General features: G+C 70.7%; 11 protein-coding genes. 7 read left to right on the top strand and 4 right to left on the bottom strand.

Features of this window, described 5'->3' with window-relative positions; all coding sequences use genetic code 11:
* Positions 1 to 497, top strand: a 497-nt coding sequence (locus NLX86_RS08750; protein ID WP_254371028.1) for a hypothetical protein, incomplete at its 5' end; no start/stop codon positions are given.
* Between the two features lie 101 nt (positions 498 to 598).
* On the opposite strand, the gene NLX86_RS08745 is transcribed toward NLX86_RS08750, so the two are convergent.
* Positions 599 to 1,132 carry a hypothetical protein gene (locus tag NLX86_RS08745; RefSeq protein WP_254371027.1) on the bottom strand — a complete coding sequence of 178 codons (534 nt, stop codon included), beginning with the start codon at positions 1,130 to 1,132 and terminating at the stop codon, positions 599 to 601.
* Positions 1,133 to 1,316: 184 nt separating this feature from the next.
* On the bottom strand, positions 1,317 to 2,081 hold the full coding sequence (locus tag NLX86_RS08740; RefSeq protein ID WP_254371026.1) for a DUF4239 domain-containing protein: 765 nt from the start codon (positions 2,079 to 2,081) through the stop codon (positions 1,317 to 1,319).
* A 680-nt stretch (positions 2,082 to 2,761) separates the two neighbouring features.
* On the opposite strand from NLX86_RS08740, the gene NLX86_RS08735 reads away from it, so the two are divergent.
* From NLX86_RS08735 to NLX86_RS08725, 3 genes are all read left to right on the top strand, one after another.
* Positions 2,762 to 3,784 (top strand): SCO0930 family lipoprotein, encoded by a 1,023-nt coding sequence (locus NLX86_RS08735; RefSeq protein ID WP_254371025.1) that lies wholly within the window; start codon positions 2,762 to 2,764, stop codon positions 3,782 to 3,784.
* 214 nt (positions 3,785 to 3,998) lie between these two features.
* The gene (locus NLX86_RS08730) at positions 3,999 to 4,811 is read left to right on the top strand and encodes an SAM-dependent methyltransferase (protein WP_254371024.1); all 813 of its coding nucleotides are present in this window, start codon (positions 3,999 to 4,001) and stop codon (positions 4,809 to 4,811) included.
* On the top strand, positions 4,808 to 7,018 hold the full coding sequence (locus NLX86_RS08725) for an EAL domain-containing protein (protein WP_254371023.1): 2,211 nt from the start codon (positions 4,808 to 4,810) through the stop codon (positions 7,016 to 7,018). The genes NLX86_RS08730 and NLX86_RS08725 overlap by 4 nt, the downstream gene beginning before the upstream one ends.
* Here the strand turns inward: NLX86_RS08725 and NLX86_RS08720 are convergent.
* Entirely contained in the window at positions 6,988 to 7,896 is a 909-nt protein-coding gene (locus NLX86_RS08720; protein ID WP_254371022.1) for a LysR family transcriptional regulator, read from the bottom strand. The genes NLX86_RS08725 and NLX86_RS08720 overlap by 31 nt on opposite strands.
* Positions 7,897 to 7,979: 83 nt before the next feature.
* On the opposite strand from NLX86_RS08720, the gene NLX86_RS08715 reads away from it, so the two are divergent.
* Genes NLX86_RS08715 through NLX86_RS08705 form a run of 3 tightly spaced genes read left to right on the top strand, consistent with a single transcriptional unit; the run spans position 7,980 to position 11,423 of the window.
* Positions 7,980 to 8,723: a succinate dehydrogenase cytochrome b subunit gene (locus tag NLX86_RS08715; RefSeq protein ID WP_374213851.1), complete on the top strand. Its 744-nt coding sequence runs from the start codon at positions 7,980 to 7,982 to the stop codon at positions 8,721 to 8,723.
* A 1-nt stretch (position 8,724) separates the two neighbouring features.
* Positions 8,725 to 10,680 carry a fumarate reductase/succinate dehydrogenase flavoprotein subunit gene (locus NLX86_RS08710; protein WP_254371021.1) on the top strand — a complete coding sequence of 652 codons (1,956 nt, stop codon included), beginning with the start codon at positions 8,725 to 8,727 and terminating at the stop codon, positions 10,678 to 10,680.
* Positions 10,677 to 11,423 (top strand): succinate dehydrogenase/fumarate reductase iron-sulfur subunit, encoded by a 747-nt coding sequence (locus NLX86_RS08705; RefSeq protein ID WP_254371020.1) that lies wholly within the window; start codon positions 10,677 to 10,679, stop codon positions 11,421 to 11,423. Before NLX86_RS08710 ends, NLX86_RS08705 begins: the two co-directional genes overlap by 4 nt.
* On the opposite strand, the gene NLX86_RS08700 is transcribed toward NLX86_RS08705, so the two are convergent.
* The gene (locus NLX86_RS08700) at positions 11,413 to 11,793 is read right to left on the bottom strand and encodes a hypothetical protein (RefSeq protein ID WP_254371019.1); all 381 of its coding nucleotides are present in this window, start codon (positions 11,791 to 11,793) and stop codon (positions 11,413 to 11,415) included. The two genes, NLX86_RS08705 and NLX86_RS08700, sit on opposite strands and share 11 nt — an antisense overlap.
* Positions 11,794 to 11,903: the final 110 nt, after the last annotated feature.

Raw genomic sequence — 11,903 nt, 5'->3', positions numbered from 1 at the left:
GCAACGGCAATAACAACCAGGGCGGTAACGGCAACGGTGACAACCGGGGGGACAACAACGGGAACGGGAACGGCAACAACCAGGGCGGCAACGGCAATAACAACCAGGGCGGTAACGGCAACGGTGACAACCGGGGGGACAATAACGGGAACAACCAGGGCGGTAACGGTAACGGTGACAATCGGGGGGACAATAACGGGAACAACCAGGGCGGTAACGGTAACGGTGACAATCGGGGGGACAACAACGGGAACAACCAGGGTGGCAACGGCAAGGAGTCGCGGGGCGACAACAACCAGGGCGGCAACGGCGACTCGCGGGTCGCGACCGCCCAGTTCACCGTGCTGCAGGGCCGCGGTTCTCTCGGCGGTATCGGCGGCTCGCTCGCCCCGACCTCCACCGAGATCGCGATCGGCGCCGGGCTGGTCGCCGCGGCGACCATCGGCGGTGGCGTGTACGTGAGGCGCCGTCGCCGCACAGTCGGCGGCCGGGGCTGACCGGCCGAACCTCCCGGTCACCCCCGAACCGCCCGTCGCCCCGAGTCCTGGCCAGGACTCGGGGCGACGGGCGGTTCGGGGGTGCTGCGGTGGCGCACCGGTCAGTGCTGCCGGTTGCCGGTACGGCGACGTACGACGTAGACCGTGCCGGCGACCGCGAGGACGAAGAGCGCGCCACCCGCGGCGATCTCGGTCGCGTTCATGCCGCCGAAGCTGCCGCCGAGACCGCCCCGGACGCCCTGGGCGGTGGTGGTGGGGGGTGGTGGGGTCGGCCTGGGGGTGAACGTGGTGCCACCGGCGATGGAGATGGCGAGGTCGATCGTGTCGGCCTCGCCCCTGCAGGTGAACGTCACCGAGTACAGGGCCCCGCGTCTCGCGTCCCGGTCGACCGTGACTCTGACGCTCCCGTTGTTGGGGATCGTGACGGTGTCGAAGACCCCGGACGAGGCGCTGGCCGTAGGGGCGCCGCAGTTCGTCACGCCGAGCGTGACCTGCCCGCCCGGGGCGACGGTCGAGGGGCTGATGCTGAAACCGAACGACGTGACCTTGTGGTCGTCGGCCGTCGCGGTGGGAGCGGCCAGTGGGAGAGCGGCGAGGCCGAGCAGGGCGGCTGACGCGACAGGTATCGCGCGCATGTAATCCTCCGGGTCCCCGAGGGGCAGCTGCGGAACCTTTTTCCGCAAATGGCTGTCATGCACCTCGATGCCCAAAACGCTAGGTGTGCGCCCGCTCACCCGCGATCGGGGTCGCGCGAATGGGGCACGGGCGTCCGCCGGTCAGGGGACGGGGCTACCGACGGACACACCGCCTGGACAAGGACTAATCCCGGAGGTATGGGAACAGGTCGGTGAAGGGGCCGGCCGTCGCCGAGATGCCCCGGCCGAACGGGGCGTCGAAGTCCCAGATCAGGAAGAGCAGGAACGCGATCAGCGCACTGAACAGGCCGGCCAGCAGCAGTTCCCGGAACGACCTGCGGATCTGCAGGGTGAAGATCAGACCGACCGTGACCAGTGCACCGGTGATCAGCCCGAACCAGACCACGCCAGGCATCGTCGCCCCGGCACTCTGGCCGCGGGCTCCCCGGGCATCATCGGCGGCCGCGACCTGGTCGACCAGGGGCTGGTATGCCTGGCTCTCGTGGTCGGTCTTCGGCTCGTAGTCGGTGACATCGCGGCGGACCTGCTGGAGCAGCTCGGTGCCCCGGCCGGTCAGCCGGCCCTCATCCGCCATCACCTTCCACTCGGTGTGCACGACATGGCTGACATAGGTGTCGACGTCCGCCCGGATACGGGCGCGGACCGCGGGCGGGTAGACCTCGGAGCGGGCGCTGACCTCGTGCAGGGCCTGTGCCTCCTGGCGTACGTACTCCTGTGCGGCGCTCCGGGCCTCCCAGACGCCCGCGATGGCCAGACCCAGGACGATCGCGTAGACCACGCCGATCATCATCGTCATGTACTCGATGACGTCCGGCGTTTCGGACGGGTCGTCGTCCTCGCTGACCAGGCGGTTGTTGATAAGGGCGATGGTGAGGACGACCGCGCAGGCGGCGGCCATCGCAATGGACAGAACAATCCATTCCGACAAGGGGAACCTCCGGACTAGCGGGGGCGGAGCGCGGCCACGGCGAGGACCGCGGGCGCTGTTACAAGCAAGGTGAGCGACACCAGGGACGGCCCGCTCCGCGGCACCTTGCGGGCCGGTTTGCGGTACGCGGGCCGGGCGACCGCAGTGGGCGACGGTGTGGGCCGCACCGACGGGGTCGGCGACGGGGTGGGAGGCGGCGGAGGCGGCGGGGGCGGAGGCGGCGGGGGCTCCCGTACCGGGGGCGGTGGGGGAGGCGGAGCCGGCGGAGGAGGGGGAGGAGGCGGTCGGCGGGTGGGTCCGGCGGTGCAGTTGCCCGCGACGGCCACCGCATCGCCGGGCGGGGCCTCGCCGGTCAGCGAGATCGAGGCGTGGGAGCAGTTGTCCGCCACCGCGGGGGTGGCTGCGACCACTGCCCACACGAGGGCGGAAACCGTCAACAGCCGTCTGGCAAAGGGTCGGTACACGACGGGGAGCATGATCGGGCGAGATGCTCGGCACGCCGGAGCCGTACCCGATTCGCCTGATGGTGGGAGTTCTTCCGCTTTGCGTTTGGGGATGCTTCGGCAACTGGCGAAAAGTTTTCTTGGAACTCGTTGAACACACGGACCGCTGCCACGCGTACCTAGGGCCAAGTACGGCGCAAGACGCGCCGAACCGATACGCGATCAGCAGGAGTTGACATGCCGCATCATTTTGGGAGTGCCTCCCGGGCCCGGCGGAGCGCCTCGCTCGCGGTGACGGCAATGGCTGTGATGGCGCTGACCGTGGCGTGCGGTCAGGAGAACGGCACGCAGTCCCCCAACGGCCAGAACGTGGGAGCCGCCAACCCGGCGCAGCAGCCCGCGGAGAACGGATACGGCTCCGACGGCGGCTACGGCGCGGACACCGGCGCCGCCGCCAAGCCGAAGGCGGCGGGGCAGCTCGCAGTCTGGGACAGCAAGAAGCTGGGCAAGGTGGTCACGGACAGCGCCGGCTTCACGCTCTACCGCTTCGACAAGGACACGGCCAACCCGCCCAAGTCGAATTGCGAGGGCGACTGTGCGAAGACGTGGCCCGTGGTCGCGGCGGGCGACGCGAAGGCCGCCCCCGGCACCGACGCCACGCTCCTCGGCGAAGTCACCCGGGCCGACGGCAGCAGGCAGCTGACCATCGACGGCTGGCCGATGTACCGGTACGCCAAGGACACCAAGCCCGGTGACGCCAACGGGCAGGGTGTGGGAGGCACCTGGTTCGCGTCCGCCCCCGACGGCAAGAAGGCGGCACCGGGCGCGGGCGGTGGCGGCGGCGACTACGAGGCCGGCGAGGGCGGCGAGGAAGCCGGCGGCGACGCGGCGCAGGAGGCCGGCCTCTCGGTCCGCAAGGACCCCAAGCTCGGCGACATCATCGTCGACGCGAACGGCATGACGGTGTACCGGTTCAAGAAGGACTCCGCGTGGCCGATGAAGACCGCGTGCACCGGCGCCTGCCTCGAGAAGTGGCCGGTCGTCGAGCCGGTCGAGAAGAACAGCATCGACGCGGCCATCCTGAAGAAGGGCTTCGTCACCTTCGACCGTCCCGACGGCATCAAGCAGCAGACCATCGACTGCTGGCCGATCTACACCTTCTCCGGCGACGCCAAGCCCGGTGACACCAATGGGCAGGGCGTCGGCGGCACCTGGTACGCCGTGTCGCCCAACGGGAAGCTGGTCGGAGCGCCCAAGTAGAGCGACATGGATGCGGTGTCCCCACGCCGCGTGCGCACCGGCCGGGCGGCCCGCCACCCCGATTCCTCGGGTGTGGCGGGCCGTTCGATTATGTGCACGTGCCGTTGGCGTGTGACCAAGAACGGACCGCCAATTTCCGTTTTGGCTCGCTCTGTTGGCGAACGATCAGTAGCCTCGGCTCGGACAACCGCTCGCAAACGCCTTGGAGACATTGATGGAGCGTCCCGCCTGGGCCCCGCCCGGTATCGACATATCGGTTCCGAGCGTGTCCCGCATCTACGACTACTACCTGGGCGGCTCGCACAACTTCGAGGTGGACCGCGAGGCCGCCCGCAAGGCCATGGAGTTCATTCCGGGCCTTCCCAAGATCATGCAGGCCAACCGGGCGTTCATGCGCCGCGCCGTGCGCTTCGCCCTGGACGAGGGCGTCACCCAGTTCCTGGACATCGGCTCCGGCATCCCCACCTTCGGCAACGTCCACGAGGTCGCGCAGGCGGCCAGCGACGAGTCCCGCGTGGTGTACGTCGACCACGACCCGGTCGCCGTCGCGCACAGCCGGGCCGTGCTGGAGGGCAACGAGCGGGCGGACATCGCGGCCGCCGATCTGCGCAAGCCCCAGGAGATCCTGAACAGCCCCCAGGTCACCGGACTCCTCGACCTGGACCGGCCGGTGGCCCTGCTGCTCGTCGCCGTACTGCACTTCATCGAGGACGCCGACGACCCGCGCGCCGCCGTCGCAGAGCTACGGGAGGCACTCGCGCCCGGCAGCCTGCTCATCCTCACCCACGCCTCCTTCGAGGGCATCCCGGTGCCCGAGGAGACGGCCGGCGGGGCGGTGAGTGTGTACAAGAACATCCGCAATCCGCTGATCATGCGTTCGCGCGAGGAGATCGCCGGATTTTTCGAGGGGTTCGAGATGCTCGAGCCCGGCCTGGTCTCCATGCCGTTGTGGCGGCCCGACGCCCCCGCCGTGCAGGAGGACCCGTACGCCTTCTCCGGCTTCGCAGGGGTGGGACGCAAGGCGTGAGCACGCCAGCGGAGGCGGCGGGGGCAGCGGGTGCCGCCGCGGAACCGGACGGCCCCGAGGGCAGACTCAGACGGTTCGCGACCATCTGGAGCCGGGCGATCTTCCCGTCCACCGCCACGTCGCTGACCCGACCCGAATTCGAACAGCGGCTGCTGCCCCTGGCCCGCACGCTGAGCGAGGCGCTGCACGCGCGGCCGTTCGACCCCGCCCGCGCCCAGGAGGTGGGGACCGAGCTGGTCGGCATGCACTGCACCGACCCCGACGCCCTCAGCAGGACGCTCGGCGTCGTCGACGCCTACCTCGTGCTGTACTGCGGCGGCGACAGCGGCGACAGCGGCTCGGGCGGATCCGGCTCCGGCGGCGAACTCGCCCCCGACGAGTGCCGGGCCCGCTGCGCACGCCTCCAGCACGCGCTCGCCGCCGGCTTCGCGCGCGCCCTGCGCGAGCGCACCCTCACCGAGCAGGAGGCCATCGCCCGCTCCGCGATGGCCGCGCGCAGCGACGCCCAGCACGCGCTGCACGCCAGCGAGGAGCGCTTCCGCGCGGTGTTCGAGGGCGCGGCGATCGGCATAGGCATCGCGGACCTCGACGGCAACGTCCTGGAGGTCAACGACACGCTGATGCAGATGTTCGGCGGGCTCGACGCGGCCGTCCGCAGCAGGAACGTGAGCGACTGGGGCCACCCCGAAGACGCGCCCCACGTATGGAAGATGTACGCCGAACTGGTGCGCGGCGAACGGGACCACTTCCGGGTCGAGAAGCCGTACTACCGGGGCGACGGCACCGTGCTGTGGACCAACCTCACCGTCTCGCTGCTGCGCGACGCCGAGGGCCGTCCGCAGTACCAGCTGGCGCTCATGGAGGACACCACCGAGCGGCGGCTGCTCAACCTGCGGCTGCGCTACGAGGCCACCCACGACGCGCTCACCGGGCTGCCCAACCGGACGCTGTTCTTCGAGCGGCTGGAGAAGGCGCTCTCGGCCGGCGACGGTATGCGCTTCGGCCTCTGCTACCTCGACCTCGACGGCTTCAAGGCCGTCAACGACAGCCTCGGCCACTCGGCCGGCGACCGGCTCCTGGTCGAGGTCGCGGACCGGCTGCAGAGCTGTGCGACCGCGCCCCGCGAGATGGTGGCGCGGCTCGGCGGTGACGAGTTCGTGGCCCTGACCACCGGACCGCACACCGAGCGCGAGGTCGACGAGCTCGCCGCCCGCATCCTGGGGGCGCTGTCGGCACCCATCCGGCTCGACGGCCGGGAGATCACCGTCCGGGGAAGCATCGGCATCGTCGAGGGACCCGCGGGCGAGCGGGGACCGGCGGAGGTGCTGCGCAGCGCCGACATCACCATGTACCGCGCCAAGTCGGCGGGCGGCAACCGCTTCGAGCTCGCCGACGCCGAGGCCGACGCCCGCGCGATCACCCGGCACGGCCTCACCAACGCCCTGCCGACCGCGCTGGAGCGCGGCGAGTTCTTCATCGAGTACCAGCCGCTCGTCCACCTCTCCGACGGGAGCGTGCACGGGGCCGAGGCGCTGGTCCGCTGGTGCCACCCGCAGCACGGCGTGCTCGGGCCGGACCGGTTCATTCCGCTCGCCGAGCACACCGGACTGATCGTGCCGCTCGGCCGCTGGGTGCTCGAGGAGTCCGTACGGCAGGCCAGGTTCTGGCAGCAGCGGCATGCCGACGGCGGGCCGCTGCGCATCAACGTAAACCTCTCGCCCACCCAGCTGCACCACCCCGGACTCGTCTCGGACACCGTGCGGGTGCTGGAGCGGGCCGGACTGGAACCGGGGGCGCTCTGCCTGGAGGTCACCGAGTCCGCGCTGATCGGCGCGGACGACGATCTGCTCAAACCGCTGCGCCAGCTCGCCGAGATGGGCGTGGACATCGCGCTCGACGACTTCGGCACCGGCTACTCCAACCTGGCCAATCTGCGCCGGCTGCCGGTGAGCGTCCTCAAGCTGGACCGGTCCTTCACCCGGGGCATGCAGCAGCATCCCGCCGACCCCGTGGACCTCAAGATCGTCGAGGGCATCGTCTCGCTCGCACACAGCCTGGAGCTGGCGGTGACGGTCGAGGGCGTGGAGACCGGGGTGCAGGCCGCGCAGCTGCGCGCGCTCGGCTGCGACACGGCCCAGGGCTGGTACTACGCCAGGCCCGGCGCCCCCGACCGGATTCACTCCCTGGTGCTCGCGGACGCCGTGTGACGGGAGAGCAGTACGCGCTGCAGTTCGCGGGCGGCGCGGGACGGGGCGACATCGGTGCGGTGGGCGAGCGCGATAGTACGCCGTAGTCCAGGCCGGGCCAGCGGCGTCGCCCGGAGGTCGTGACCGGCCCGCGCGGCGACCATGCTGGGCACCACGGCGAGGCCGAGGCCCGCCCGGACGAATCCCAGTACGGCGTCCATCTCGCCGCCCTCCACCGTGAAGGACGGCTCGAAGCCCTCGGCCCGGCAGGCCGCGACGGTCAGCTCGCGCAGGTCGTAGCCGTGCCGGAACATGACCAGCGGCTCGTCCCGCAGATCCGCGACACCCACCGTGCCGCCCCGGCCGGGGCGCGGGGCGGCGGCCGAGGAGACCACCACCAGATCCTCCTGGAGCAGCTCGACCGTGGTCAGCGCCGGGGCCGACGGAGGCAGCGGCAGCACGATCAGGGCCAGATCGAGCGCGCCGCGGGCGAGATGGCGTACGAGATCGTGTGAACCGCCCTCCTCGATGAGCAGCCGGATCCCCGGATGCAGGGTGTGAAAGGCCCGCAGCGCGTCCGGCAGCAGCCCCGTGCACAGACTCGGGGTCGCGCCGAGCCGGACCCGCCCCCGGCGCAGCTGGGCCAGCTCCTGCACCTCGTGGCGCGCGTTGTCGGCGTCGGCGAGGATCCGGCGGGCCAGCGGAAGCAGCGCTTCACCGGCTTCGGTCAGCGCGATATTGCCGCGCGCCCGGCTGAACAGCTCGGCCCCCAACTCCCGCTCCAGCGCCCTGATCTGCTGGGAGAGGGACGGCTGCGCGACATGGACCCGCTCGGCGGCCCGGGTGAAGTGACTGGTCTCGGCGACCGCCACGAAGTAGAGGAGCTGCTGGAACTGCATGCAGCGATCATAGGCTCTCGCTATGAAGATGAGCCGGATCATGTCTTGGACCTCTCGGCGCCTGCGGGCCTAGCGTCCTTTCCATGGCACTCGCGACCCGCCCCCGCCCCCGGAAACCGGCGCAGCCACCGGCCGCCACCGGCGCCGCCAGGCCGTCCTTCGCCCGGCTGCTGTGGCGCTCGACCGTCGGCAAGAAGACGGTCATGGCCGTAACCGGCCTGGTGATGCTGGGCTACCTCGTCGCCCACATGCTCGGCAACCTCGAGATCTTTTTCGGGCCGGCGGACTTCAACGGCTACGCGGCCTGGCTGCGGACCATCGGCTCGCCGCTCCTGCACGACGAGTGGTTCCTCTGGAGCGTCCGGGTGGCGCTGGTCGCTTCCGTTGTGCTGCACGCGGTCGCCGCGTACCAGCTCAGCCGCCGCGACCTCGCCGCCCGGCCCACGCCGTACCGGCGGAAGCGGCAGCGCGCAAGCTATGCCACCCGCACCATGCGCTGGGGCGGAGTCATCCTGGCGCTCTTCATCGTCTGGCACATCCTCGACCTGACGACGCTGACCGTGAACCCGAACGCCGAGCACGGCCGGCCGTACGAGAACGTCGTCGCCTCCTTCTCCACCTGGTACGGCGGCGGGATCTACATCGCGGCGGTGCTGGCCCTCTGCCTGCACGTACATCACGGGTTCTGGAGTGCGGCGCAGACGCTGGGCGCGAACAACGGCCGCCGCGACAAGGCGCTGAAGACCGCCGCGGCTGCTCTCTCCGCCGCGCTGACCATCGGATTCCTGAGCGTCCCGGTCGCCGTGATGACCGGATGGGTGGGCTGACATGAACTCGTACACCGATTACACCGCGTACACCGCCGGCGAGCCGGTCGCCGACACCAAGGCCCCGGCCGGCCCTGTCGAGGAGCGCTGGGACCGACGCCGCTTCGAGGCCAGGCTCGTCAATCCGGCCAACCGCCGCAAGCACACCGTGATCGTCGTCGGAACCGGCCTGGCCGGCGGCGCGGCGGGCGCGACGCTCGCCGAACAGGGCTACAACGTGGTGCAGTTCTGCTACCAGGACTCGCCCCGCCGCGCCCACTCGATCGCCGCCCAGGGCGGCATCAACGCCGCCAAGAACTACCGCAACGACGGCGACTCGGTACGCCGGCTCTTCTACGACACCGTCAAGGGCGGCGACTTCCGGGCCCGCGAGTCCAACGTCCACCGCCTCGCACAGGTCTCGGTGGAGATCATCGACCAGTGCGTGGCCCAGGGCGTGCCGTTCGCCCGCGAGTACGGCGGCCTGCTCGACACCCGCTCCTTCGGCGGCGTCCAGGTCTCCCGCACCTTCTACGCCCGCGGCCAGACCGGACAGCAGCTCCTCCTCGGCGCCTACCAGGCGCTGTCGAAGGAGATCGCCGCCGGACATGTGACCATGCACCCGCGCACCGAAATGCTCGACCTGATCGTGATCGACGGGCGGGCCCGCGGAATCGTCGCCCGCGACCTCATCAGCGGGCAGATCTCCACCCACTTCGCCGATGCCGTCGTCCTCGCGACCGGCGGCTACGGCAACGTCTTCTACCTCTCCACCAACGCCAAGAACTCCAACGCGACGGCGATCTGGCGCGCCCACCGGCGCGGCGCCTACTTCGCCAACCCCTGCTTCACCCAGATCCACCCCACCTGCATCCCGCGCTCCGGCGACCATCAGTCCAAGCTGACCCTGATGAGCGAGTCCCTGCGCAACGACGGCCGGATCTGGGTCCCCAAGGCGCGCGGCGACGACCGCCCGCCGCACCTGATCCCCGAGGACGAGCGCGACTACTACCTCGAGCGGATCTACCCGGCCTTCGGCAACCTGGTGCCGCGCGACATCGCCTCGCGCGCCGCCAAGAACGTCTGCGACGAGGGACGCGGAGTCGGGCCCGGCGGGCAAGGGGTCTACCTCGACTTCACCGACGCCATCGCCCGGCTGGGCCGGCCGGCGGTCGAGGAGAAGTACGGCAACCTCTTCGAGATGTACGAGCGGATCACCGCCGAGAATCCGTACGAGGTGCCCATGCGGATCTACCCGGCGATCCACTACACGATGGGCGGGCTGTGGGTCGACTACGACCTCCAGACCACCGTGCCCGGCCTCTTCGCCATCGGCGAGGCGAACTTCTCCGACCACGGAGCGAACCGGCTCGGCGCCTCCGCCCTGATGCAGGGCCTGGCCGACGGCTACTTCGTCCTGCCGGCCACCATCAACGACTACCTCGCCCGGCACCCGCATGACGAGGTCCCGCCGGATCACCCGGCGGCCCTGGAGGCGGTGGCCGAGACGGAGGACCGGCTGAACCTGCTCCTCTCCGTCGACGGCGACCGCACCCCCGACTCCTTCCACCGCGAACTCGGTGAACTCCTCTGGGACGAATGCGGCATGGCCCGCACCGACACCGGTCTGCGCAAGGCCCTGGAGCGGATCCCGGCCCTGCGCGAGGAGTTCTGGCGCCGGATCAAGGTGCCCGGCACCGGCGAGCAGCTCAACCAGTCGCTGGAGAAGGCCAACCGGATCGCCGACTACCTCGAACTGGCCGAGCTGATGTGCCTGGACGCGCTGCACCGCACCGAGTCCTGCGGCGGCCACTTCCGGGAGGAATCGCAGACGGCGGGCGGCGAGGCCGAGCGCCGGGACGAGACCTTCTCGTACGCGGCCGCGTGGGAATTCACCGGCACCGGCGCCGCACCCGTCCTGCACCGCGAAGACCTGGTCTTCGAGTACGTCCACCCCACCCAGCGGAGCTACGCATGAACCTCACCCTCAGGATCTGGCGCCAGAGCGGGCCCGACGAGGCCGGCGCCATGACCACGTACGAAGTCAGGAACATCTCCGCGGACATGTCATTCCTGGAGATGCTGGACAGCCTCAACGAGGAGCTCATCCTGCGCGGCGACGAACCCGTCGCCTTCGACCACGACTGCCGCGAAGGTATCTGCGGAGCCTGCGGCATGGTCATCAACGGCCAGGCCCACGGGCCCGAACGCACCACCACCTGCCAGCTCCACATGCGGCACTTCAGCGACGGCGACACCATCGACATCGAGCCGTGGCGGGCCGCGGCCTTCCCGGTCGTCAAGGACCTGGTCGTGGACCGCTCGGCGTTCGACCGCATCATCGGATCCGGCGGCTACATCACGGCCCCCACCGGCAGCGCCCCGGAGGCGCACGCCACGCCGGTGGCCAAACCGGCCGCGGACACGGCGTTCGAGCACGCCGAGTGCATCGGCTGCGGCGCGTGCGTCGCGGCCTGCCCCAACGGCTCCGCGATGCTCTTCACCTCGGCGAAGGTGGTCCACCTGAACTCCCTCCCGCAGGGCGCACCGGAGCGCGAGACGCGGGTGCTCGACATGGTGGCCACCATGGACACCGAGGGCTTCGGCGGCTGCACCAACACCGGCGAGTGCGCGACGGCCTGCCCGAAGGGCATCCCGCTGCCGTCGATCGCGGCGATGAACAAGGAGTGGCTGCGAGCGGCCCGGAAGGTCAGCCGCTGACTCCGCCGCTCACTCCACCGCTGACCCGGCGCAGGGCCTCCTGGACGGCGAGGCGTCCCGCCCGCCGGAACGCCGTTTCGTTCGAGTCGACCTCGTGGACGCGGGCCGCGCGGACGACCACGCGGACCCCGACCGTCAGGTGCGCGCAGGACTCGGCGAGTTCGAGCCGCACACCCTCGTCCAGGGCCGCCGCGTACTCCCACGGCAGGGTCTCGTCCGGGAGTACGTTGACGAAGGCGTATCCGGCGGCCCCATCGGCCGAGGGCTCGAAGTCCAGGGTCGCGAAGGCGACATAGGACGGGCAGCCCGCCTGCCTGACATGGCGGACGGCGATGTCGCGCAGCGGGCGGGGCGGAAAGTCGGCGACCACGCGTGGAAGTATGCCTGCCCGGCGGGGCCTGGGCGTATTCGGGCGTTCCGACAACGCAGCGAGGTGCCACAGCTGTCGTCGTGCGCCCGCCGGGGATTGCGGGACAGCCC

It is taken from the genome of Streptomyces sp. A3M-1-3, from assembly GCF_024213665.1.
Classification (GTDB): domain Bacteria; phylum Actinomycetota; class Actinomycetes; order Streptomycetales; family Streptomycetaceae; genus Streptomyces.
Note: the sequence above shows the minus strand (reverse complement) of the source record. Positions and strands in the feature narration are given on the sequence as shown.